The sequence below is a fragment of the Kitasatospora sp. NPDC057692 genome (genome assembly GCF_042799475.1).
Classification (GTDB): Bacteria; Actinomycetota; Actinomycetes; order Streptomycetales; family Streptomycetaceae; genus Kitasatospora.
Genome location: NZ_JBHVIV010000051.1, coordinates 43,033 through 66,095 on the forward strand (window position 1 = coordinate 43,033; position 23,063 = coordinate 66,095).

General features: G+C 74.4%; 20 protein-coding genes and 2 tRNA genes. 18 read left to right on the forward strand and 4 right to left on the reverse strand.

Annotation, left to right across the window (positions count from 1 at the left end; translation table 11 throughout):
• Positions 1-13: 13 nt before the first annotated feature.
• Positions 14-2,047, reverse strand: coding sequence for an FUSC family protein (locus ACFVFS_RS25965; RefSeq protein ID WP_380627101.1), 2,034 nt, complete (start codon positions 2,045-2,047; stop codon positions 14-16).
• Between the two features lie 413 nt (positions 2,048-2,460).
• On the opposite strand from ACFVFS_RS25965, the gene ACFVFS_RS25970 reads away from it, so the two are divergent.
• The 9 genes from ACFVFS_RS25970 to ACFVFS_RS26010 all read left to right on the forward strand — a co-directional run bounded on the left by ACFVFS_RS25970 (position 2,461) and on the right by ACFVFS_RS26010 (position 12,740).
• Entirely contained in the window at positions 2,461-3,012 is a 552-nt protein-coding gene (locus ACFVFS_RS25970) for a hypothetical protein (RefSeq protein WP_380627102.1), read from the forward strand.
• Between the two features lie 40 nt (positions 3,013-3,052).
• A complete protein-coding gene (locus tag ACFVFS_RS25975) occupies positions 3,053-4,720 on the forward strand; it encodes a WXG100 family type VII secretion target (protein WP_380627103.1) in 1,668 nt (555 codons plus the stop codon).
• A 146-nt stretch (positions 4,721-4,866) separates the two neighbouring features.
• Positions 4,867-6,132, forward strand: a complete 1,266-nt coding sequence (mycP, locus tag ACFVFS_RS25980) for a type VII secretion-associated serine protease mycosin (protein ID WP_380627104.1) — start codon at positions 4,867-4,869, stop codon at positions 6,130-6,132.
• A gap of 105 nt (positions 6,133-6,237) precedes the next feature.
• A complete protein-coding gene (locus ACFVFS_RS25985) occupies positions 6,238-7,572 on the forward strand; it encodes an MFS transporter (protein ID WP_380627105.1) in 1,335 nt (444 codons plus the stop codon).
• A gap of 66 nt (positions 7,573-7,638) precedes the next feature.
• A tRNA-Thr gene (locus ACFVFS_RS25990) sits at positions 7,639-7,711 on the forward strand.
• A 181-nt stretch (positions 7,712-7,892) separates the two neighbouring features.
• Positions 7,893-8,561 carry a response regulator transcription factor gene (locus ACFVFS_RS25995; RefSeq protein WP_350557932.1) on the forward strand — a complete coding sequence of 223 codons (669 nt, stop codon included), beginning with the start codon at positions 7,893-7,895 and terminating at the stop codon, positions 8,559-8,561.
• A 171-nt stretch (positions 8,562-8,732) separates the two neighbouring features.
• A complete protein-coding gene (galE, locus tag ACFVFS_RS26000) occupies positions 8,733-9,695 on the forward strand; it encodes a UDP-glucose 4-epimerase GalE (RefSeq protein WP_380627106.1) in 963 nt (320 codons plus the stop codon).
• A 328-nt stretch (positions 9,696-10,023) separates the two neighbouring features.
• Positions 10,024-11,025, forward strand: coding sequence for a LuxR C-terminal-related transcriptional regulator (locus ACFVFS_RS26005; protein ID WP_380627107.1), 1,002 nt, complete (start codon positions 10,024-10,026; stop codon positions 11,023-11,025).
• Positions 11,026-11,111: 86 nt separating this feature from the next.
• Entirely contained in the window at positions 11,112-12,740 is a 1,629-nt protein-coding gene (locus ACFVFS_RS26010) for a polysaccharide biosynthesis protein (protein ID WP_380627108.1), read from the forward strand.
• Positions 12,741-12,767: 27 nt separating this feature from the next.
• On the opposite strand, the gene ACFVFS_RS26015 is transcribed toward ACFVFS_RS26010, so the two are convergent.
• Positions 12,768-13,262 carry a MarR family transcriptional regulator gene (locus tag ACFVFS_RS26015; RefSeq protein ID WP_320435994.1) on the reverse strand — a complete coding sequence of 165 codons (495 nt, stop codon included), beginning with the start codon at positions 13,260-13,262 and terminating at the stop codon, positions 12,768-12,770.
• Between the two features lie 110 nt (positions 13,263-13,372).
• Here ACFVFS_RS26015 and ACFVFS_RS26020 point away from each other — a divergent pair, with 110 nt between their 5' ends.
• Positions 13,373-14,236, forward strand: coding sequence for a methyltransferase domain-containing protein (locus ACFVFS_RS26020; RefSeq protein WP_380627109.1), 864 nt, complete (start codon positions 13,373-13,375; stop codon positions 14,234-14,236).
• Between the two features lie 87 nt (positions 14,237-14,323).
• Here ACFVFS_RS26020 and ACFVFS_RS26025 read toward each other — a convergent pair whose 3' ends face one another.
• Together ACFVFS_RS26025 and ACFVFS_RS26030 are read right to left on the reverse strand one after the other, a co-directional pair.
• Positions 14,324-14,926 (reverse strand): TetR/AcrR family transcriptional regulator, encoded by a 603-nt coding sequence (locus ACFVFS_RS26025; protein ID WP_350551889.1) that lies wholly within the window; start codon positions 14,924-14,926, stop codon positions 14,324-14,326.
• 173 nt (positions 14,927-15,099) lie between these two features.
• Positions 15,100-16,203, reverse strand: coding sequence for an acyl-CoA desaturase (locus ACFVFS_RS26030; RefSeq protein WP_380627110.1), 1,104 nt, complete (start codon positions 16,201-16,203; stop codon positions 15,100-15,102).
• Positions 16,204-16,445: 242 nt separating this feature from the next.
• Here ACFVFS_RS26030 and ACFVFS_RS26035 point away from each other — a divergent pair.
• The 8 genes from ACFVFS_RS26035 (at position 16,446) to ACFVFS_RS26070 (ending at position 23,004) form a co-directional block, all read left to right on the forward strand.
• A tRNA-Gln gene (locus tag ACFVFS_RS26035) sits at positions 16,446-16,519 on the forward strand.
• A 172-nt stretch (positions 16,520-16,691) separates the two neighbouring features.
• On the forward strand, positions 16,692-18,161 hold the full coding sequence (gene glmU, locus ACFVFS_RS26040) for a bifunctional UDP-N-acetylglucosamine diphosphorylase/glucosamine-1-phosphate N-acetyltransferase GlmU (protein ID WP_380627111.1): 1,470 nt from the start codon (positions 16,692-16,694) through the stop codon (positions 18,159-18,161).
• Between the two features lie 203 nt (positions 18,162-18,364).
• Complete coding sequence (locus ACFVFS_RS26045) at positions 18,365-19,342, forward strand: ribose-phosphate diphosphokinase (RefSeq protein ID WP_380627112.1); 978 nt, start codon at positions 18,365-18,367, stop codon at positions 19,340-19,342.
• A 284-nt stretch (positions 19,343-19,626) separates the two neighbouring features.
• Positions 19,627-20,217 (forward strand): 50S ribosomal protein L25/general stress protein Ctc, encoded by a 591-nt coding sequence (locus ACFVFS_RS26050; RefSeq protein WP_380627113.1) that lies wholly within the window; start codon positions 19,627-19,629, stop codon positions 20,215-20,217.
• Positions 20,218-20,337: 120 nt separating this feature from the next.
• On the forward strand, positions 20,338-20,919 hold the full coding sequence (pth, locus tag ACFVFS_RS26055) for an aminoacyl-tRNA hydrolase (protein ID WP_380627114.1): 582 nt from the start codon (positions 20,338-20,340) through the stop codon (positions 20,917-20,919).
• A gap of 152 nt (positions 20,920-21,071) precedes the next feature.
• Positions 21,072-21,416: a hypothetical protein gene (locus tag ACFVFS_RS26060; protein WP_380627115.1), complete on the forward strand. Its 345-nt coding sequence runs from the start codon at positions 21,072-21,074 to the stop codon at positions 21,414-21,416.
• Between the two features lie 111 nt (positions 21,417-21,527).
• On the forward strand, positions 21,528-22,064 hold the full coding sequence (locus tag ACFVFS_RS26065; RefSeq protein WP_380627116.1) for a SigE family RNA polymerase sigma factor: 537 nt from the start codon (positions 21,528-21,530) through the stop codon (positions 22,062-22,064).
• Positions 22,054-23,004, forward strand: a complete 951-nt coding sequence (locus tag ACFVFS_RS26070; RefSeq protein ID WP_380627117.1) for a hypothetical protein — start codon at positions 22,054-22,056, stop codon at positions 23,002-23,004. The genes ACFVFS_RS26065 and ACFVFS_RS26070 overlap by 11 nt, the downstream gene beginning before the upstream one ends.
• Positions 23,005-23,063: the final 59 nt, after the last annotated feature.

Below are 23,063 nucleotides of genomic sequence, written 5' to 3' on the forward strand. Positions count from 1 at the left end.
CGCGGCCCCGGCCTCAGCGGCTCCCGCCGCGGGTGCCGGCGAGGAGCGTGTCCAGCTCGTCCGCCGCACGGCCCAGCGCGCTGCGCGCCGGGTCGTGCGGACGGGTCGGCCGCGCCGCCGCCCGGGTCGGCGGACGGTGCGCGCGGGCCGCGGCCGTCAGCTCGTCCAGCGCCCGGCCGACCCGCTCCACCTCCACCGGATCGGGCACCCGTCCGCCGTAGCGGCGCTGCGCCGCGAACGCCGCCACCGCACCGCTCAAGCGTTCCAGGGCGGCGGTCGCCGGCAGCCACTCGGCGGCCGTCCGGCCGGCCGGGGGCGGCTCGGCCAGCCCCCGCTCCACCTCGGCGCGGGCGTCGGCCAGCGCGCGGTAGGCGGTGCGGCGCAGCCACACCTCGGCGCGCGGCTCGGGGGCGGGGAGGGGATCGCCGGACGAGCCGTCGGCGGGTGGGGTGTCGGTTGGTGAGGTGTCGACGGGTGGGGCGTCCTGCCGTGCGACCGAGCCAAGGTAGGCCTTGAGCGCCGTCGTCGCGGTCACCAGGCGCGGCTCGATCCGGTGCCGCGGCCGCTCGGGCCAGAGCAGGTAGCCGAACAGCAGCACGATCGCGCTGGCCAGCGCGGTGTCCAGCACCCGGGGCCAGAACTCGGCCGCCCCGTCCTGCCCGCCCAGTTGCAGCAGGACCAGCGACATCGGCGTCATGACCACGGTGTTCAGCCCGTAGTGCGCCGCCGTCGCGTAGGGCAGCAGCGCCACACAGAGCGCGGCGATCGCCACCAGCGCCCAGGGCCCGCCGGCCGGGGCCAGCACCGCCGCCGTCACGGCCACCCCCAGCACCGTCCCGACCGACCGGCTCACCGCGCGCAGGAACACCGAACCGAGGTCCGGCTTCAGCACGAAGGCGATCGTCATCGGCACCCAGTAGCTCCTGCTCAGCGGCAGCGCGGCCGTCACCGCCGCGCCGACCGCGATGCACAGCGCGAGCCGCGCCCCGTACCGGGCCGCGCCGGGCGAGACCAGCCGGACCCGCAGCCGCCACGGGTCCGGCGGCGGGACCGGCGCCGTGCCGAGTGCCGCCTCCCGGCCGGCGACCGTCCCGGCGGCCGCGCGGAGCGCCGCGTCCAGGGCCCGCCGGGACGGCGTGTCCGGCGCCCAGTCGGGCACCGCGACCTCGCCGCCGCCGCGCTCCACCGCCCGGGCGAGCCGGCCCGGGACGGCGGCGACCTCGGGCGGCACCGGCCGCCAGGCCCAGAGCAGGCCGGTGGCGGCCTCGGTCGCGGCCAGCGCCGCCCGGTACATCGCATGGCCGCGGTGGGGGTGACGGGGAGGCGGGAGCACGTCCTGGAGCTGGTTCAGACGGGCGGTCAGCACCTGGCGGGAGGCCGCGCCCCGCGGCGTCCCCAGATCGGCGAGCATCCGGCCGAGCGCGTCGTACGCGGCGGCGAGCGCCCGGGCGACGGGGTCGGCCGCGGGCGCCCGGCCTCCACGGGGCGGGAAGCGGCGGGTCGGCAGCGGGAGCAGGCCGAGGAGCAGGACCAGCGCGGCGCCCGCCGGCATCATCGGCGCGGCCGCCCACCAGGGGTGCGGCAGCGGCATGCCGCTGCCGAGCGCGGCGGAGACGAGCAGCAGCAGGCCCGCCGCCGAACCGCGCGGCCCCGTCGCGCTCAACGCCCCGGAGACGAAGGCCGTCACGGTGAGCGCCGCCCCCAGGGCGAGCGCGTCGGCGTGGAGGTGCTGGAGGGTGGTGCCCACCAGCATCCCCAGTGCGGAGGCGGACACCGCGGTGGCGATCCGCCGGGCCCGCAGCCCCACCGGCTCGACCCGGTCGTTCATGGTGGCGTGCATCGCGCCGAGCCCGGCGAACACCCCCAGGTCCACCCGGTGCGCCAGCACTCCGGCGGCCAGTGCCACCGCCATGCCGAGGGCGGCCCGCACCATCGGCGCGACCGGCGGCGCCGGCCGGGTCGGGCGGACGGCGCGGGCCCACCAGGGGGCGTCGGCGGCAGCGGGGGCGTCCGCCGAGGGGGCGTCGGCGGCGGGGGTGCGGCTCACGTGGGCATCCGATCCGCGGCGGGCCGTCGGGCTCCGGGGCGGTCCGGGGACCGGGCGGGGCGGGGGCGGCCAGGGTCGCTGCTGTGCGACGTTGCGCGGCAGATGAGGTCGTGTCCGGGACGAACCGGACCCGGCCAGTCTAACGGCGGCCCTCGGCGCACACGTGTCGAGTTCGTACCGATCGCGTACAAGCGGGCCTTGGGCCCTGCCGGTTCGTCGGAGGCGGTGGCTACGATGAACGAGGCGCCGTCCGTCCTGAGGGATGGACGGTTTCGTCGGTCAGGGCGGGACGGGGCCCACACCCCGCGTCCGTCCGGCCGCTTCGAACATGCGGTAGGACCGAGTAGTTGACGGTGTGTCGCGGTACGGCGACCTGCGGGGGCGCGCCGCGTACGGGGGAGAGGTGGATTGCTGTGCCAGGCGAGGCTGGACCGGGCGGAGCGGGCTGGGCCGACGGCCCCAACGGCGAGGTGCGGCCGTGGACGCTCGACAACAGTTGGTTCGGTCGTGCGGTCGGACAGGTCCAGGTCGACGTCAGCGCCACCGCCCTGGTGGCGGCGTTCGGCTCCAAGGACGTCAAGATCGAGCTCGACACGCTGACCGCGTTCAAGAAGAAGGTCGACGCGCTCCTGGCCTCGCTGGAGGGCTCGGAGGCGGCGCAGCACAAGATCAAGGAGCAGAAGCTGATCGCCGGCAACCTCGGCACCGGCTTCCACGAGTCCACGGATCTGATGGCCGCGTACGACCGGACCCATGCGGCGATCGCGCAGCTCTCGAAGGCGTTCGCGGAGCAGATCGACAAGATGAGCCAGGCGGTCGCGCAGACGGCGGGCAGCTACGGCGGCAACGAGGAGCACCAGGCGGCGGCGGTCACGGCGGTCGCGAAGAACGCGGACGCCTACACGTCGGCCGCCGGGTCCAGCGGGCCGGCGCCCAAGCAGGGCGGTGGCGGGGGGTTCGCGTGACGGTCCGGCGAGCGGGTTTCGGCTATACGGGGAGTAATTGATGGCAGGTGGGACGAACTTCGAGGGGATCCAGCACGTCCAGCTCAAGTCGATGGTGTCCGGCAGTGATCCGTCGAAGGTGACCAGCCGCGGCAACCAGTTGAAGGACGCCGGGCGGGTACTGGACGACCTCAGCCGGGCGCTGGCCGCCCACGTCGGCCAGATCCAGTGGGAGGGGCCGGCCGCCGAGAACTTCAAGACCTGGGCCGGCAACCTGAACAAGTCGGCGGCCATGATCAGCGAGTACTCCAAGGGCGCCGGGGACGCGATGGTCCAGGCCGGCGAGGCTCTGGGCGGCGCCAAGACCGGTGTGCCGGAGGTGCCGACCACGGACATCGACACGGTGAAGCGGCACGCCGCGCAGCCGTGCCTGAAGCCCTCGCCGCTGAGCATCGCCGGCTTCGGCAACCCGACGGCGACGACCGACGCGATCATGAAGAAGGAGGACCCGACCTGGGTCTCCTACGCGGAGGCCGCGGCGGCGCAGAAGCGGGTGGACACCGCGCACCAGGAAGCCATCCACCAGATGGAGAAGCTGGGGCAGGCGTACGAGGCGGCGACCTCCAAGCTGAACGGGCTGAAGCTGCCCGAGCTGCCGGGGGCGGGCGGGGGCAAGGACGGCGTCAGCGGCAGCGAGGACGTCTGGGTCGGCGGCGGTGGTTCCGCCGGGTCCGGTGGCTCCGGGCGCACCCCGGGTGCGGGGACCGGCCGCAGCGGCGGTGGCTACGTGCCGACCGGCGGTGGCGAGTACGGCGGTGGCGGCGGTTCCGTGACGCCGCGTCCGCCGGTATCGGTGCCGGACGGGCCGCGGACTCCGGGGCACGACACACCGATCCCGCCGCGCGGCGGTGGTTCGGTGCCGCTGCCGGGCGACCCGAACACGCCCGGCGCGGCGATACCGCCGGGCTCCTTCCCCGGGGACCGTCCGAGCACCGGGCTGGACAGCCTGCCGACGGTGCCGACGCTGCCCGGGCAGACCGGCCCGGTGGGGCCGGGCGGTGGGGGCCCGGTGTCGCCGTACCCCCAGGGCGGCGGTTCCGGGTACCCGGGGATTCCGGGCGGGGGGACCGGCCCCTTCCCCGGGGGCGGGCCGATTCCGATGGGCGGCACCGGTCCGTTCACCGGTGGGGCCGTGCCGTTGAAGGGCGGCGGGGGCTCCGTGCCTCCGAACCGGACCGGCCCCTTCGGCGGCGGGAACCCGTCGGCGAAGAGCGGTGGTCCGGGGCCGACCGGCGGCGGGACCGTCTTCGGGGCGCGTGAGGCGGCCCAGGGGCGGTCCGGAACGGCCGGTGGCGGCTTCGGCGGTCTGGGCGGCGGCATGCACCCGGGCGGTGGCGGGGGCCACGGTGGTGGCGCGGTCGGAGGCTCACGCGGTCGGGGCTACAGCTCGACCGTCGGCGGTGTGGTCGGCGGGGCGCAGGGGCCGTCGGCCGGCGGGGAGTTCACCCCGGGCGGCAGCGGCCTGCGCAACCGGGCGGCCGCGGCCGGGGCTGCGGCCGTCGAGGGCGCGGCGCGGCCGGGCCAGAACGGCATGATGGGTCCGGGCATGACGGGCGGCGCGGGGGAGCGGCGCGAGCGTGAGCGCCGTCGGCGGGCCGACTACCTGCACGAGGACGAGGAGACCTGGGCCAGCGGTACTCCGAGGAGCAATCCGGGCGTGATTGAGTAGTCCGGAACGACTGCCCGGCCACGGGGCCCACACCCGGTGGCCGGGCAGTGCTGCGCGGGGTGCTGCCCGTGCGCGATGGGGAAAGTGACGAGGGAGCAGTGATGCGGCGGACGAACGTACGGGGGCGCGGGCGGGGGTTCGCCGCCGTGGTGCTGGCTGCGGGAGTGGTCGTCGTTGCCGGGGCGGCACCGGCCGCAGCGGAGTCGATCCGCGAGAACCAGTGGCACCTCGATGCGATGAAGGCATCGGAGGTGTGGAAGATCAGCCAGGGACAGGGTGTCACGGTCGCGGTGATCGACAGCGGCTTCAAGCTCGATCATCCCGACCTCGCGGGGCAGTTGCTGCCGGGTAAGGACTTCAGTGGCCTGCCGGGCGGGGTCGGGACCTTCACCGAGAGCCACGGCACAGAGATGGCGTCGGTGATCGTCGGCTCCGGCAAGGGGATGGGAGGGGGCGGTGCCTACGGTTTGGCGCCCGGGGCCAAGGTGCTGCCGATCAAGATCCGGAACAACGACAACTCCGCGGGTGTGACCGGATCGGATTTCCTGAAGCAGATCGGCCAGGGCATTGTCTACGCCGCCGACCAGGGGGCGAAGGTCATCAACATCTCCCAGGCGAGGTCGGCCGCTTCGGTGACGGCGGAGGACGTGGCCGAACTGAAGGCGGCTGTCGATCACGCGGCCGCCAAGGGCTCGTTGATCGTGGCGGGTGTCGGGAACTCGGCGCAGAGCGGCAACCCGGTCGAGTACCCGGCGGCGTCGCCCGGGGTCATCGGAGTCGGTGCCGTCGGGCGTGACGGGATGGTCACCGCAGAGTCGGAGCAGGGGCCGCAGGTGGACCTCGCCGCGCCGGGGATCGACATCTACAACGCCTGCACCGGGCCGTCCGGCTACTGCAAGGGGCACGGTACGTCGAACTCGACGGCGATCGTCTCCGCATCGGCCGCACTGCTGTGGTCCGTTCACCCGGATTGGAGCGCCAACCAGATTGCCAGGGTGCTGATCAACACCGCCGGAAAGCCGACGGACGGCTCCACTCGGAATGACATCGTCGGGTACGGCATCGTCCGGCCGAGGGTGGCGCTGACGGAGCCGGGGGATCCGGGACCGGCGGACGTGTACCCGATCCAGGAGCAGCCGGCCGCGCCGTCGGCCTCCGCCGCTCCTCCGGCGACGACGCCGTCGGTCTCCGCGTCCGCCGCTCCGGTGCCCGAGCAGGCGGCCACGCCGGTGCCGCAGCAGGCGCCGGCCGGTGAGAAGGCCTCCGGGTCGGGGAGCGTCCTGCCCGTCGTGGTGGGGGTGGTCGCGGGGCTGGCCGTGATCGTCGCGGTGGTCGTGGTGCTGGCGCGGCGGCGGGGGGCGGCGGGTGCCGTGCCGCCTCCGCCGCCGGGTGGCAACCCCTACGCCGAGTAGCCTGACCCCCCGGCGGCGCCGGGGGGCGTGGGCGGCGGGGTGGGGCGCGGGTGTCACTCGGGTGGGCGCTGTCGGGGGTGTGGCGGGGTCGCCAGGGTTGGGGGCATGGGTGCGACGGGGCAGATGCGGCGGGCCGCTGCGGCGGCGTTGATCGGTACGGCGATCGAGTTCTACGACTTCTTCATCTACGGGACGGCGGCGGCGCTCGTCTTCGGTGACGTGTTCTTTCCCGAACTGGGCACGGTGGGCGCGCTGTTGGCGGCGTTCTCGGTGTACGCGGTGGCGTTCCTGGCACGGCCGCTGGGGGCGGTGCTGTTCGGTCACTTCGGGGACCGGCTGGGGCGCAAGACGACGCTGGTGGTGTCGCTGCTGCTGATGGGGCTGTCGACGGCGGCGGTGGGGGTGCTGCCGGGGTTCGCGGCGTGGGGGTGGTGGGCGCCGGTGGCGCTGGTGGTGCTGCGGGTGTGCCAGGGGGTGGGGCTGGGTGGGGAGTGGGGCGGTGCGGCGCTGCTGGTGGCGGAGAACGCGCCGGCGGGACAGCGGGGGCGGTACGGGGCGTATCTGCAGCTGGGGCCGACGACCGGGTTCGTACTGGCCAACGGGGTCTTCCTGGCACTGCAACTCCGGCTGGACGACGAGGCGTTCCGGTCCTGGGGCTGGCGGGTGCCGTTCCTGGCGTCGCTGGCGCTGGTGGCGGTGGGGCTGTTCGTGCGGCTGCGGTTGGAGGAGACGCCGCTGTTCCGGGGCGAGGCGCGGACCGGGGCCGAGCGGGCGCCGGTGGTGGAGGTGCTGCGCGGGCACTGGCGGACGGTGCTGGTGGGCTGCGGGGCGATCACGGTGGGGTACGCGCTGTTCTATCTGACCACCACCTACGCGCTGGCGTACGCGACGACGGGGCTCGGGGTGCCGAGCACGGTGGTGCTGTCGATGCTGCTGGCCGGTGCGGCGGGCAAGGCGGTGACGGTGTGGCTGAGCGCGCGGCGCAGTGACGCGTGGGGGCGGCGGCGGACGCTGCAGGGGGCGACGGGGCTGGCGGCGGCGTGGGGGCTGGTGCTGTTCCCGCTGCTGGAGACGGAGCGGCGCGGGCTGATGTTCGTGGCGCTGGCGGGCGCGATGGTGGTGCTGGGGTGCCTGCTGGGGCCGTTGGCGGCCTTCCTGCCGGAGCTGTTCCCGACCCGGGTGCGCTACACGGGGGCGGCGCTGACGTACAACCTGGGCGGGGTGGTGGGCGGGGCGACGACCCCGCTGATCGCGACCAGGCTGACCGAGGCGTACGGGACGGCGGAGCCGGTCGGCTGGTACCTGGCGGTGTGGGGAGTGGTGGCGCTGGTCTGCCTGCGACTGCTGCCGGAGACCAGCGGAACGGACCTCGCGACGGCGGGCGTGCCGCGCGGCCGGAGGGCCGGGACCGATTTCCCAATCGGCCCCCCGGCCGTGTAATGTCTTCCTTGTTCGAGCGAGCGGGCTGAGCGGAATGCGAAGCCGGGGAGCGAGAACAGGGAACAGGCCCCTATAGCTCAGTCGGTAGAGCGTCTCCATGGTAAGGAGAAGGTCTGCGGTTCGATTCCGCATGGGGGCTCGGTCAGGACCCTCGCCTTCGGGCGGGGGTCCTTTTCGTTGTGCCCGCATGATCGGGTGGTGAGACGGTCCGATGAGACGGTCTGGCAGGTCGGGTACGGAATGCGCTCTGATGGTGCGTCATCGGCCGCCTTCCTCAGCCGGGCGGGGCTGCGGGCGGGACGCCGACCTGGAGGGGTCTCATGGGTGTTCGCCTCGTCGTGGTGGACGACCACCGGTTGTTGGCGGAGGCGCTGGCCACCGCGCTCCAGCTGCGCGGTCACCGGGTGCTCGCGGTGGGGTCGCCGGCGTCGTCGGCGGCCGATCTGGTGGCGGGCCGGCGGCCGGAGGTGTGTCTGCTGGGGGTGGCCGCGCCGGGTGAGCCGGGGGCGTTCGACGGGCTGCGGCGGATCCGCCGGGAGCGGCCCGAGGTGGCCGTGATCGTGCTCGGGCCGGTCGGCGAACTGCGCGGAGTGGCGGGGGCGTTCGCCTCGGGTGCGGCCGGGTACGTGCCGAGCGACGAGCGGATCGAGGTGGTCGAGCGGGCGATCGCGCGGGCCCGGGCGGGTGAGGCGGCGGTCGCGGTGGAGGTGCTGCGGGGCGCGTTCGACCAGCTGCTGAGGCCGGCGGCCGAGCCGGACGACGAGGCGCTGCGACTGCTGCGGCTGCTGACCCGGCGGGAGGTCCAGGTGCTGGCGCGGATCGCGGACGGCGAGGACACCGCGGCGATCGCGGCGGGGATGCGGATCGCGGCGAGCACGGCCCGCACGCACGTCCAGCGGGTGCTGATGAAGCTCGGTGCGCGGACCCGGCTGGAGGCGGCGGCGGTGGCGGCGCGCACCGGTCTGCTGGAGCGGATGGCACGCGGCTGACGGGCGGGCGGCGGGCGGGGGACGGGCGGCCGACGGGCAGGTGGACGGTGCCGGGAGCGGCCCGCGGGGTGGTGCGGAGCACTCCCGGCGGCCAGGGAGAATAGGCCGCAGTCGTACGTACGTCCCCGATGGTCCGCCGACGGCGGCCCATCGCCCGCTGGAGGTCGCATCATGAGTAAGTACCTGGTCACGGGTGGCGCCGGCTATGTCGGCAGTGTGGTCGCCGCCCACCTGCTGGAGGCGGGACACCAGGTGACCGTCCTGGACGACCTCTCGACCGGCTTCCGCGAGGGCGTGCCGGCCGGTGCCGAGTTCGTCGAGGGCCGGATCCAGGCGGCCGGCGAGGTCCTGGACGCCTCCTTCGACGGGGTGCTGCACTTCGCCGCCTCCTCGCAGGTCGGCGAGTCCGTCGCGGACCCGGAGAAGTACTGGCGCAACAACGTGGCCGGCTCGCTGGAGCTGATCAGCGCGATGCGCGCGGCGGGCGTGCGCAAGCTGGTGTTCTCGTCGACCGCCGCCACCTACGGCGAGCCGGAGTCCGTGCCGATCGCCGAGACGGCCCGCACCGCGCCGACCAACACCTACGGCGCCACCAAGCTGGCCGTGGACCACCTGATCACCAGCGAGGCCGTCGCCCACGGCCTGGCCGCGGTCTCGCTGCGCTACTTCAACGTGGCCGGCGCGTACGGCGCGTACGGCGAGCGGCACGACCCCGAGTCGCACCTGATCCCGCTGGTGTTCCAGGCAGCCCTCGGCCGGCGCGAGCACATCGCGGTCTACGGCGACGACTACCCGACCCCGGACGGCACCTGCATCCGCGACTACATCCATGTCGCGGACCTGGCCGACGCGCATCTGCTGGCGCTGGACGCCGCCAAGCCGGGCGAGCACCTGATCTGCAACCTGGGCAACGGCAGCGGCTTCTCGGTCCACGAGGTGATCGAGTCGGTCAAGCGCGTGACCGGCCGGGAGATCCCGGTGGTGGTCTCCGGCCGCCGCGCCGGCGACCCGGCAGTGCTGGTGGCCTCCGCCGAGCGCGCCCGCCAGGAGCTGGGCTGGACCCCGCGTCGTCCGAACCTGGACGACATCGTCGCCGACGCCTGGAAGTTCACCCTGGAGAAGCACGGCGAGTAGGCCCCTGCGGCACCCGCCGAGCGCCGCCCCCGTCCGGACGGGGGCGGCGCTCCGGCGTTTCCGCGGCGCTCCGGCGTTTCCGCGGCCGCCGGGAGGGCCGCGGCGAGGTATCAAGTCACGCCAATTTCGCACCTCCTGACGAAACTTCACCAAACCCCCACCGAGCCAGCGCCCACCCCGTACGCTGATTCCGGTACCGGTGGGGGCCGGTACCCAGGCGCTTCCGGGTATCCGGGAGGCGGTCGGCGCAGGAGCGCCCGGACGGCGGCGGCGGGACGTGAAGCGCCGTCCCGGACGCGGTCCGGAGCTGGGCAGGGGGGAAGTGACGATGGGGCGGATCCGCGTCCTGGTGGTCGACGACCACCGGATCTTCGCCGAGGCGCTGGCCGCGGCGCTCGCCGCCGAGCCCGACGTCGAGGTCGGCGCGGCGGGCAGCGCGGCCGCCGCGGACCGCGCGCTGGAGCGCGCCGCCACCGAGGGGCGGGCGTTCGACGTCGTCCTGGTGGACGCCGATCTCGGGGTGGCCGAGGGCGGGGCCGCGGCCGCGCGCAAGCCCCGCCAGCCGGGCGCCGAGCCGTCGGACGCGCTGCGCCGCCGCCCGTCGCCGAGCGTGCCGTCGCCCCGCCGTCCGCCCGCGGTCCCGGCCGCCGGCACCGCGGGCTCCCCCGGCGGGGCGGTCCGCTACCCGGCCGCCGCGCGCCAGTCCGGCCCGTACCCGGCGGAGCCGCACCCGGCGACGGTGACCCCGTCCGCCGCCCCGGCGCCCCCGGCGGCCGTGCCGTCCGCCGCCCCGGTTCCCGACGGCATCACCCTGCTGGCCCGGATCCGCCGCCACCACCCCGGCCTGCGGGCGATCGTCCTGGCCACCGCCGACGATCCGCAGCGGGCCGCCCGCGCCCTGCACGCCGGCGCCACCGGCTGGGTGGCCAAGGAGAGTTCGCTGGCCCGCCTGCTGGCGGTGATCCGGGGCGTGCTGCGGGACGAGACCCATCTGCCGCCCGCCCTGCTCACCGGGGTGATCCGCGAGCTCACCACGGCCCGCCGGGACCGCACCGAGAGCGAGCGCCTGGTCGACACGCTCACCCCGCGGGAGAAGCAGATCCTGCGCTGCATGGTCGCGGGCCTCGGCCGGCAGGCCGTCGCCGAGCGGCTCTACCTCTCCCCGCACACCGTTCGTACGCACATGCAGAACGTCCTCGGCAAGCTCGGGGTGCACTCCACCCTGGCCGCCGTCGCGGTGGCCCGCCGGGCCGGCGTCAGCCCGTCCGAACTCGCGGCTCCCACCGCCCCGCCGTCCGTCGCCACGTCCACCTCTCCCGGCGCCGGCTGATCCGCCCGTCCGTCACACCCAGGTACCGGCCCGGGGCCGTCCCCGGTCGGCTCAGGTCCGTCAGGTCAGGGAACTCCGGAGGACAGATGTCGCCGCACAGCACTTCCGCACGCCCGCACACGGCCCCGCAGGGCGCGAACGAGGGCGCGAACGACGCCGTGAGCGCCCCGGGCGCGCGGTCGGACGCACCGTCCGGCCCGTCCGATCCGGCCTCCGGCAGCCCCGCGGCGCCGCCGACGGGCCTGCGCACCCTGGTGGTCGGCGCCGGGGCGGCCGGCACCGCGCTGGTGCGCGACCTCGGCCGGGCCCCGGAGTTCGGCCTCGCCCCGATCGGCCTGCTCGACGACGACCCGGCCAAGGCCGGCCAGGCGGTGGACGCCGTCCCCGTGCTCGGCACGCTGGCCGAGCTGACCGCGCTGGCGGTCGAGCACCGCGCCCAGGTCGTCGCGCTGGCCATCCCCGGGCTCGCCCCGCAGCGGGTCCGCGCGCTGGCCACCGCCGCCGCCGCGGCCGGCGCCGCCGTCCGCTACCTGCCGTCCTTCCTCGCCGCGCTGCGCCGCGAGGTGGTCGGCTCCGACATGCGCAGCCTGGACGTCAACCGGCTGATCGGCCGGCACGAGGTGCACGTGGTCTCCGCCGACGTCCGGGACGTGATCGAGGGCCGGCGGGTGCTGGTGACCGGCGCCGGCGGCTCGATCGGCAGCGAACTCTGCCGCCAGGTGCACGCGTTCAACCCCAGCGCGCTCTACATGCTCGACCACGACGAGTCCAATCTGCACCGGCTGCAGCTGGAGATCTGGGGCGAGGCGCTGCTCACCGACGAGTCGTTGGTGATCGCCGACATCCGGGACCGGCCGCGGATCCAGCAGATCTTCCGCGACCTCAAGCCCGAGGTGGTCTTCCACGCCGCCGCCCACAAGCACCTGCCGCTGCTGGAGCGCCACCCCAGCGAGGCGGTGAAGTCCAATGTGCTGGGCACCGACCACCTGGTGGAGGCGGCGCTGGCCACCGGCGTCGAGCGGTTCGTGCTGATCTCCACCGACAAGGCGGCCGACCCGACCTCGGTGCTCGGCGCGAGCAAGCGGCTGGCCGAGCTGATCGTCCAGGCGAACGCCCGGGACGCCCGCAACCTGGGCACCGGGGTGTTCTCGGCGGTGCGGTTCGGCAACGTGCTGGGCTCGCGCGGCTCGCTGCTCTCGGTGCTGGCCGAGCAGCTGCGCAGCGGCGGCCCGGTGACGATCACCCACCCCGACGTCACCCGGTTCTTCATGACCATCGAGGAGGCCGTCGGCCTGGTGCTGGAGTCCGGCCGGATGGCGCGCGGCGGCGAGGTGTTCGTGCTGGATATGGGCGAGCCGGTGCGGATCGTCGACCTGGTGCACAACTTCGCCGAGCAGGTGCAGCTGGCCAGGGACGAGGTGGAGATCCGCTACACCGGGCTGCGGGCCGGGGAGAAGCTCAACGAGGCGCTGTTCTCGGAGGGCGAGGAGCGGCTGTCGACCGAGCACGCGCGGATCTACGCCACCGTCGCGGACTCCGCGGCCGGGCCGGAGGACCTGGCCGGCGGGCTGACCGGGCTGTACGGGGCGGCGGCGGTGAACAGCGACGACGAGGTGCGCCGTCGGCTGGCCGAACTGCTGCCGGGCTACCGGACGCCGGAGCCCGTGCCCGCGCCGGTGCCGGCGCTGAGCACGCCGTACCCGGACGGGTTCTGAGGGCGGGGCCCGGTGCCGCGGCCGCGGCTACGGGATGTTGTCGAAGGGCGCGACCAGCTGCCGCAGCAGGCCGGCGAGCTCGCCCTGCTGGGCCGAGGTCAGCTGGGCGAGCAGCTCGCGCTCGTGCGCGAGCAGCCCGGCGAGCGCCTGGTCGGCGCGGTCGCGCCCGTCGTCGGTGAGCCGGACGAGGACGCCGCGCCGGTCGTCCGGGTCGGGCAGCCGCTTGACCAGGCCCTTGCCGGTGAGGCGGTCGATCCGGTTGGTCATGGTGCCGGAGGTGACCAGGGTCTGGGTGAGCAACTGGCCGGGGGAGAGCTGGTACGGGGAGCCGGCCCGCCGCAGCGCGGTCAGCACGTCGAACTCCCAGGGCTCCAGCCCGTGCTCGGCGAAGGCGGTCCGGCGGGCGCGGTCCAGGTGGCGGGCGAGCCGGCTGACCCGGCTGAGCACTTCGAGCGGCTCCACGTCGAGGTCGGGGCGCTCTCTGCGCCACGCTGCGACCAGCCGATCGACCTCGTCCTCCATGACGATCAGTGTATCGGTGGTTCTGTCGATGTGAAGTCTCTTGACATCGAGAAATCCAGTCCCGAAGCTGGCATGGATATCTTGATGTCGAGATACTTGCGAGGCCGATCATGACCGCCCCCGTCTGGGACCCCGCGCAGTACCTGCGCTTCGCCGACGAACGGACCCGCCCGCTGCGCGACCTGCTCGCCCGGGTCCCCGCCCTCCCGCACGAGCCGGCCCCGACCGTCCTCGACATCGGCTGCGGACCGGGCAACTCCACAGCCGTCCTGCGCGAGCGCTGGCCCGCCGGCCGGATCACGGGAATCGACAACTCCGCCGAGATGCTCGCCGCCGCCCGCGCCGAGGGCGAGCCCACCGCCGACTACCTGCTCGCCGACGCCGCCGACTACGACCCGGCCGGGGCGGCGCCGGACGCGATCGTCTCCAACGCGGCCCTGCAATGGGTCGGCTTCGGGGCGGGCGGCCGACCCCGGCAGGGACCCTCCTCGCCGAAGGCGGGCGAGGGGGGACGGACCGACGGGCACCTCGCGCTGCTGCCGCGCTGGGCGGCGGCGCTCAGGCCCGGCGGGGTGATCGCCTTCCAGGTGCCCGGCAACTTCGACGCGCCCAGCCACACCGCGCTCGCCGAGCTGCGCCGCGGCCCCCGCTGGCGGGCCGTCCTCGGCGACGGCGCCACCCGGTCCGGCGTCCACGAGCCCGGCGCCTATCTGGACGCGCTGGCCGGCGCGGGCTGCGCCGTCGACGTCTGGGAGACCACCTACAGCACCCTGCTCACCGGGCCGGACCCGGTGCTGGAGTGGGTCAAGGGCACCGCGCTGCGGCCGGTGCTCACCCGGCTCGGCGACGGCGCCGAGCGGGCCGCCTTCCTCGCCGAGTACGGGGCCCTGCTGCGGGAGGCCTACCCGGCCGGGCCGCACGGCACCGTCTTCCCGTTCCGCCGGATCTTCGCCGTCGGCGTGAAGTCGGCGTGAGCCCGGCGTGAGCCCGGCGTGAGGCCTGGGCGGGCCCGGGGCGGGGCCGGTGCGAAGCGGTCCCGGGGCGGCACCGCCCCGGGACCGTCAGGCCTTGCGCTCGCCGACCAGCTTGGGGTGCCGCTCCATGCCCTCCAGGCCGTGCCAGGCCAGGTTCACCAGGTGGGCGGCCACCTCGGCCTTCTCCGGCTTGCGAACCTCCAGCCACCACTGGCCGGTCAGCGCGACCATCCCCACCAGCATCTGCGAGTACATCGGGGCGAGCCGCGCGTCGAAGCCGCGCGCCTTGAACTCCAGGCCCAGGATGTCCTCCACCTGGGTCGCGATGTCGCTGATCAGCGAGGCGAAGGTGCCGGTGGACTGGGCCACCGGGGAGTCCCGGACCAGGATCCGGAAGCCGTCCGTCGAGGTGTCGATGTAGTCCATCAGCGCGAACGCCGCCTGCTCCAGCAGCTCGCGCGAGTGCCCCCCGGTCAGCGCCCCCGTGACCATGTCGAGCAGCAGCTGCATCTCGCGGTCGACGACCACCGCGTACAGCCCCTCCTTGCCGCCGAAGTGCTCGTACACCACCGGCTTGGACACCCCGGCCCGCTCGGCGATCTCCTCCACCGAGGTGCCGTCGTAGCCGCGTTCGGCGAACACCGTGCGGCCGATCTCCAGCAGCTGCTCCCGGCGCTGCTTGCCGGTCATCCGCACCCGGCCGCCCCGCCGGCGCGGCGCCGGCGCAGCGCCGTCCGGCCCGGCGGTGGCACGCGGACGGGCCTGCGCCGGACCGGGCGCCGCGTCCGTCCGCGTGCTCTGGTGGCCGCCTGTGCTGTCTGCGCTGCTCCCGTTCACCCCTACATCATGCTGCAGGTGCGCCCTCATGCGGCGCGGCGGGCGGCGATCCGCTGCGCGTCCGGCCAGCGGACGTCCCGGACCCAGCCCGCCAGCTCGAACCAGCGGATCAGCCGGGCCGAGGAGTCGATCTGTCCGGGAAGGACGCCGTGCCGGGCCGAGGTGGGGTCGGCGTGGTGCAGGTTGTGCCAGGACTCGCCGCAGGAGAGCACGGCCAGCCACCAGACGTTGCCCGAGCGGTCCCGGGAGCGGAACGGCCGGCGGCCGACCGCGTGGCAGATCGAGTTGATCGACCAGGTGACGTGGTGCAGCAGTGCCACCCGGACCAGCGAGCCCCAGAAGAAGGCGGACAGCGCGCCCTGCCAGGAGAGCGTGACCAGCCCGCCGACCAGCGGCGGGAGCAGCATCGACAGCGCGGTCCAGAGCCAGAACAGCCGGGAGATCCGCCGCATGGCCGGGTCGCGGACGAGGTCCGGCGCGTACTTGAGCTGCGGGGTCTGCTCCTCGTCGAAGAGCCAGCCCATGTGCGCCCACCACAGGCCCTTGAGGAGGGCGGGGACGGTCTCGCCGTAGCGCCAGGGCGAGTGCGGGTCGCCGTCCTTGTCGCTGAACCGGTGGTGCTTGCGGTGGTCGGCGACCCAGCGCACCAGCGGGCCCTCGATCGCCAGCGAGCCGGCCACCGCGAGGACGAGCCGCAGCGGGCGGTTGGCCTTGAAGGCGCCGTGGGTGAAGTAGCGGTGGTAGCCGACGGTGATGCCGTGGCAGGTGAGGAAGTACATGGCGGTGGCGATCGCGAGGTCGGTCCAGCCGAGCCCCCACCCCCAGGCCACCGGGACGGCGGCGACCAGGGCGGCGAAGGGCACGGCGATGAACAGCGCGAGCGCGATCCGCTCGGCGGGGCCCTGCCGCTCGCCGCCGCGGGTGGCGGAGAGCAGCCTCGGCTCGTCCCCGGTGTCCGGCGTGACGGCGGCCGCGCCGGTTCCGTCGGGGGCGGAGGCGGTGGCGGTGGCGGCGGGGGTGGCGGCGGGGGTGGCGTCGGGGGCGATCGGGTCGGGGGAGTCGGATCCGGGGGCGGAGGAGTCGAGGGGGCGCGCGGATTCGGCGTGCGCCTCGCCGGCCTGGATGGTCATGGGCGTCCCTTGAGGGGAGAGGACGGAGGCTACGTTCGCGTAACCTACGGAATCGTAGGTTGCGGTTCGCCGCCGAGGGAATACGCGGCCGGGCGGCGCTTGAGTGAATTCACCCGACTGGATGGATGACGTCGCGCTCCCGGCGGGGGCCCCGGTGGGCGGGGGCGAGGAGGTAGATGTGACGGCCCATACCCCGTAGTCTTGGCGGAGCGCGTCCCCGGGAACGGGAGCGGATGCGCCGGTCCCGGATCGTCTAAGGGCAGGACAGCTGGTTTTGGTCCAGCTTATGGGGGTTCGAATCCTCCTCCGGGAGCCATCTTCGGGCCGGTCGGCCCGGGCCGGTTCGCGAGTGTTGCGCGGCGGTTCCCGGGGCCGGAGGAGCGGAATTGCTCCGCGCACTATCCTCGAAGCGGCCAGGGCGCTGACGTGCGGGTCCCGTCGCTGGCCGCTCTGCCCTCCCCGTGTAACCGAATGAGGAGCCTCCCCCCGTGAGTGCCAATTCGCCTGCCGCCGTTGTCGTCCTCGCCGCCGGTGGCGGGACCAGGATGAAGTCGAACAGCCTCCCCAAGGTGCTGCACGAGGTGTGCGGGCGGTCGCTGGTCGGCCACGCGGTGGCGGCGGCCGAGGAGTTGACGCCGGCCCAGTTGGTCGTGGTGATCGGGCACATGCGGGAGAAGGTGGCCGAGCACCTGGCGGCGCATCACCCGGGCGCCCGCGCCGTGGTCCAGGAGGAGCAGAACGGCACCGGGCACGCGGTACGCACCGCGCTGGAGGCGCTGGCGGCCGACGGGGTCGAGCTGGACGGCACCGTGATCGTCACCACCGGCGACGCCCCGCTGCTGACCGGCGCGACGCTGGCCGCGCTGGCCGGGGCGCACGCCGAGCAGGGCAACGGCGTGACCGTGCTGACCGCGGTGGTGCCGGACCCGTTCGGCTACGGGCGGATCCTGCGCGACGAGGCGGACGGCGCGGTCGCCGCGATCGTCGAGGAGAAGGACGCCTCGGACGCCCAGCGGGCGATCGGCGAGATCAACTCCGGCGTGTTCGCCTTCGACGCCAAGCTGCTGGTGGCCGCGCTGGCCGAGGTCACCACGGACAACGCGCAGGGCGAGGAGTACCTGACCGACACCCTGGAGATCCTGCGCCGGGCCGGGCACCGGGTGGGCGCCGTGGTCGCGGCCGACTACCGGGACATCCTCGGCATCAACGACCGGGTGCAGCTCGCGACCGCCCGCCGGCTGCTGAACGACCGGCTGCTGGAGCGGGCGATGCGGGCCGGTGTGACCGTGGTGGACCCGGCGACCACCTGGTTCGACGTCCAGGTCTCCTACGAGCCGGACGCGGTGGTGCTGCCGAACACCCAGCTGCAGGGCGCCACCCACCTCGGCGAGGGCTGCGAGGTCGGCCCGAACTCGACGCTCAAGGACACCCGGGTCGGCGCCGGGGCGCATGTGAGCAACACCACGGCGGACCGCGCCGAGGTCGGCGAGCTCGCCACCGCCGGCCCGTACGCGTACCTGCGGCCGGGCACCCGGCTGGCCCGCAAGGCCAAGGTCGGCGCCTACGTCGAGGTGAAGAACTCGGAGCTGGGCGAGGGCGCCAAGGTGCCGCACCTCTCCTACATCGGCGACGCCACGATCGGCGAGGGCAGCAACGTCGGCGCCGCCTCGGTGACCGTGAACTACGACGGGGTCAACAAGCACCGCACGGTGATCGGTGCGCACTGCCGTACCGGATCCGACAACATGTTCATCGCGCCGGTCACGGTGGGCGACGGCGCCTACACCGCGGCCGGTTCGGTGATCACCAACGACGTTCCGGCCGGCGCCCTCGGGGTCGGCCGGGCCCAGCAGCGGAACATCGCCGGCTGGGTCCAGCGCAAGCGCCCGGGGACCACGTCGGCGCAGGCCGCGGAGGCCGCGACGGAGCGTGCCGAAGAGGCCCCGGCGGAGGCCTGAGCGGGCGGGCGGAGGTCCGGTGGACGGTCCCGGGGCGGACGGTTCGCGCGCGGGCGCGTAACCTTGGGGTCATACGTGCGCCATTGGGCCTACCGCCCGTGTCCAGGCGTATCGACAATTCCCCCGACCTCTCCCGCCGACAGGCCCCCGCCTGCCCGCGGTGCGGACGGGTTCAGCGTCAGCAACGCGAGGAGACGGTGGCAGTGAGCGGGATCACGACGTCGGGCGAGAAGAAGCTGAAGCTCTTCTCCGGCCGTGCCCACCCGGAGCTGGCGAGGGAGGTGGCCGAGTCGCTCGGGACCGAGCTGGTCCCGACGAAGGCCCTGGACTTCGCCAACGGTGAGATCTACGTCCGCTTCCTGGAGTCGGCCCGCGGTGCCGACTGCTTCGTGATGCAGAGCCACACGGCTCCCATCAATCAGTGGATCATGGAGCAGCTGATCATGATCGATGCTCTGAAGCGGGCCTCCGCCCGGAGCATCACCGCGATCCTGCCGTTCTACGGGTACGCCCGCCAGGACAAGAAGCACCTGGGTCGCGAGCCCATCTCGGCCCGGCTGGTCGCCGACCTGCTGCGCCAGGCCGGCGCCGACCGGCTGATGGCGGTGGACCTGCACACCGCGCAGATCCAGGGCTTCTTCGACGGCCCGGTGGACCACCTGTTCGCGCTGCCGCTGCTGGCCGACTACGTGGGCGAGCGGGTCGACCGCGACAAGCTCACCGTGGTCTCCCCGGACGCCGGCCGCGTCAAGGTGGCCGACCAGTGGTGCGACCGGCTGGACGCCCCGCTGGCGATCATCCACAAGCGCCGCGACATCACCCAGGCCAACACCATCCTGTCGGCCGACGTCGTCGGTGACGTCAAGGACCGGGTCTGCGTCCTGGTCGACGACATGATCGACACCGCCGGCACCATCTGCGCCGCCGCCGACGCGCTGTTCGAGAACGGTGCCGCGGACGTCCTGGTGGCCGCCACCCACGGCGTGCTCTCCGGCCCGGCCGCGGACCGCCTGAAGAACTCCCGGGTCAGCGAGTTCGTGTTCACCAACACCCTGCCGACCCCGGCCTCGCTGCAGCTGGACAAGATCACCACGCTGTCGATCGCCCCGTCCATCGCCGCCGCGATCCGCGAGGTGTTCGAGGAGGGCTCGGTCACCAGCCTCTTCGAGGGCGTGCACTGACCAAGCCCCGTGCAGGCGGCCCCGGTTCCCTGCGGACCGGGGCCGCCGCCGATTTCGCGAGAGGCCGCCTCCCCGGTTAGACTCGTGAAACTGCTCGGCGAGGGATGCCGTGTGCCCGCTCCGCGGGTGCCCGCTCCGTGATCGACGCGCTGCCGGTTCCGGGTCTCCGGGCGCCGGCAGAGGTCGTGCGCCGCCGAGTGACCCCCGAACGTACTGAGGGTGTGGTCCCGGCGGCTTTTCGCATTGCCTGCACCCCCGCGCCAGATTTCCCGAGGAGTGCAGTCGTGTCCGAGATCCGCATCGCCGCTGAGACCCGTTCCGAGTTCGGCAAGGGTGCCGCCCGTCGCGCCCGCCGCGCCGGCTTCGTCCCCGGTGTCGTCTACGGCCACGGCCACGCGCCGGTTCACCTGAACCTGCCCGGCCACGACCTGATGATGGCCCTGAAGACCCCGAACGCCCTGCTGGTCGTGCCGATCGAGGGCAAGGACGAGTACGTGCTGCCGAAGGCCGTCCAGCGCGAGGCCATCAAGCGCACCATCGAGCACGTCGACCTGCTGCTGGTCAAGCGCGGCGAGAAGGTCACCGTCGAGGTTCCGGTCCACACCGAGGGCGAGCTGGCCCCGGGCGGCAACCTGCTGGAGCACGTCCTGCAGGCCCTGCCGATCGAGGCCGAGGCCACCCACCTGCCCGAGGCCGTCACCGTCTCGGTCGAGGGCCTGGAGGCCGGCGCCTCGATCCACGCCAAGGACATCGTCCTGCCGAACGGCGTCTCGCTGGCCGTCGAGGGCGACGCCGTCGTGCTGCAGGTCATCGCCGCCCAGGCCGCTCCCGCCGAGGAGGAGGCCGAGGAGGCCGAGGCCGGCGCCGAGGCCTGAGCCCCGCGCGCAGTCTGAGACCGCTGCCCCGGTCGCTCCCGCTGGAGCGGCCGGGGCAGCGGCGTGTCCGGGATGATGGCGGTGAACATGACCACGAGGAGCGGTGTGGTGGGCGAGCGCATGAGCGACGAATCGTACGAAGGCCCCTGGCTGGTGGTGGGCCTGGGCAACCCCGGGGAGCAGTACGCCCGGAACCGGCACAACATCGGGTTCATGGTGGTGGACCTGCTGGCCCAGCGGATGGGCGCGAAGTTCAAGGCCCACAAGAGCCGGGCCCAGGTCGCCGAGGGACGGCTGGCGGGACGGCGGGTGGTGCTGGCCAAGCCGCAGTCGTTCATGAACCTCTCCGGCGGGCCGGTCACCGCGCTGCGCGACTTCTACAAGGCGCCGCTCTCCGCCCTGGTGGCCGTCCACGACGAGCTGGACATCGACTACGCGGCCCTGCGGCTGAAACTGGGCGGCGGCGACAACGGGCACAACGGGCTGAAGTCCATCACCAAGTCGCTCGGCCAGGACTACCACCGGGTGCGGTGCGGGATCGGCCGTCCGCCCGGCCGGATGGAGGTCGCGGACTTCGTGCTGAAGGACTTCTCCGCCACCGAGCGCAAGGACCTGGAGTGGTTCGTGGACCGTTCGGCGGACGCGGTGGAGGCGCTGCTCTCCGAGGGCCTGGAGCGGGCCCAGTCGACGTACAACTCCTGATCCGCGGTCAGGACTTCGCCCCCGGGGGCAGGGCGGTGGTCCGTCCGCGCAACGGTCGTACAACTCTTGGGCGGCAAACCTGAATACCTGTGAGAAATCTGTGCGGATCGGATAGCGTCGGGGCAGTACGCGAACGAGTTGGGGAGTTCTCGATGCGGAGTCTGCGGCCGGTCCGGCGCCTTCGGCGGATCCGGGTGGTGCGGCTGAGGAAGCTCGGACGACGGGTGGGCACGGCGGGTGTGCTGGGAACCGCGGGCGCGCTCGGTGCGGCCGGGGTGCTGCTGGGCGCGGCCGGTGCGGCGCACGCGGACTCGGTGGCGGAGCCCGATCCGGGTGTGGTGTCCCCGGAGCCCGTCTCGGCGCAGCTCGGCCCGGTGCTGGGCGGCTCGGTCGGCGGCGACGCCGGCCTGCTGGCCGTCGGCGGCGGACTGGTCGTGGCGGCCGGCGGTGCGGCCCTGTGGATCAAGCGCCACCGCACGGGCGACGCGGCGCAGTGACGCCGGAGTCGTGGCGGAGGGGCCGGGGACCGAACTGATCGGTCCCCGGCCCCTCCGGTTTTTCCCGCCGGGCGTGTCACCCGTTTCCGTCCGCCGGTGCGTCTGGTTGGCATGAAGCGCGAATCGATGCGGTCGGGGGGCTCCGCCGGGGGCACCCGGCAGGACGACCCGTTCGACGAGTTCGTCTCGGCGCGGTACCAGGCCCTGCTCCGCGGCGCGTTCCTGATCACCGGGGACGCCCACGACGCCCGGGACCTGCTGCACGACGCCCTGTCCCGGGTGTACGTGCGGCGCGGGGCGATCCGCGATCCGGGCGCGGCCGAGGCGTACGTCCGCCGGGCCATGGTGCGCACCCATGTGTCGCGGTGGCGGCGGACCCGCCGCGAGGTGCTGACGCCGCTGCTGCCGGACTCCCCGGTGGCCGCGGTGGAGGCCAGGGACGAGGAACTGGAGGGCGCGCTGCGGCAGCTGCCGCCCCGTCAGCGGACGGCGGTGGTGCTCCGGTACTACGCGGACCTGTCGGTGGCCCAGGTGGCCGAGGAGCTCGGCTGCTCCACGGCGACGGCCAAGACCCACCTGGCCCGTGCGATGAGGACGCTTCGGCAGGAGCTGGCACCCGTGAAGGAGATGGTGGGTCATGACGGCTGAGGAGAGGGGCGCCGGGTCGGGGGGAGACGGCGCGGACGCGTTCGAGCGGGAGCTGGTGGTACGACTCGGCGCCCGGGCGGAGGCGGTCGGCGGAAGCCCGCCGCTGGCCCTGCTGCGGGAGGCCGGTCGGCGCCGGACCCGGCAGCGGTTCGCGGCGCAGTCGGTCGCGGGGGTCGCGGTGCTGGCGCTGGGCCTCGCGGTGGTGACGCAGCTCGGCGGGGGCGGTGGGGCGGGGGCGGTGGGCCCGGCGGGGCTGAATCCGACCGGGGTGCGCTCCTCGGACCTGGGCGGCGTGCCGGTGCCGTCGGCGGGCACCGGACGGCCGTTCCCCGGGCTGCCGGAGCTCTCGCCCTCGTCCTCGGGGCCGGACTACCTGGGGCCGCTGGCGAGCTGTGCGGAGGGGCCGGCCTCGCTGCGGCTGCTGCGCTGGGACGAGATGCACAGTGCGACGCCGTCGAACTGGACGCCGCCACCGCCGCGCTCGCCCGCCATGTCGCCGGAGCCCTCGTCGAGCACCAGCGGCGGGCAGGTCAACCGCCACGTGGGCGAGGTGCAGTTCGACGTCCGGCGGTTCGTCGCCATGCAGTACCCGGAGCAGTACCTCGGGACCTGCATCGACCTGCTGACCGCCGAGCTGTGGGTGCTGCGGGTACCGGGGGGCGACCTCGACCAGAAGGTGCTGGACACCGTCCGGCACTTCGGGGTGACGATCCACTTCACGGACGTGCCGTCCTCGCGCCGGCACTTCGTGGAGCTGGCGGCCCGGATCAAGGACACCGACCGGGACTACTGGGCGGCCCGGGGGGTGACCGTCCAGGAGGTCCGGATCTCCGAGGACGGGACCGGGGTGTCCGTGTCCACCGACCAGGCGGACGCCGCCCGGGCCGACATCGTGGCCCGCTACGGAGCGGAGGTCATCGAGGTGCGACCGGTCCGCTGACCGGTACGGGGGAGGGCCCCGCGGCGGGCTAGCCCGCCGCGGGGCCCGGGGGCGGCCCG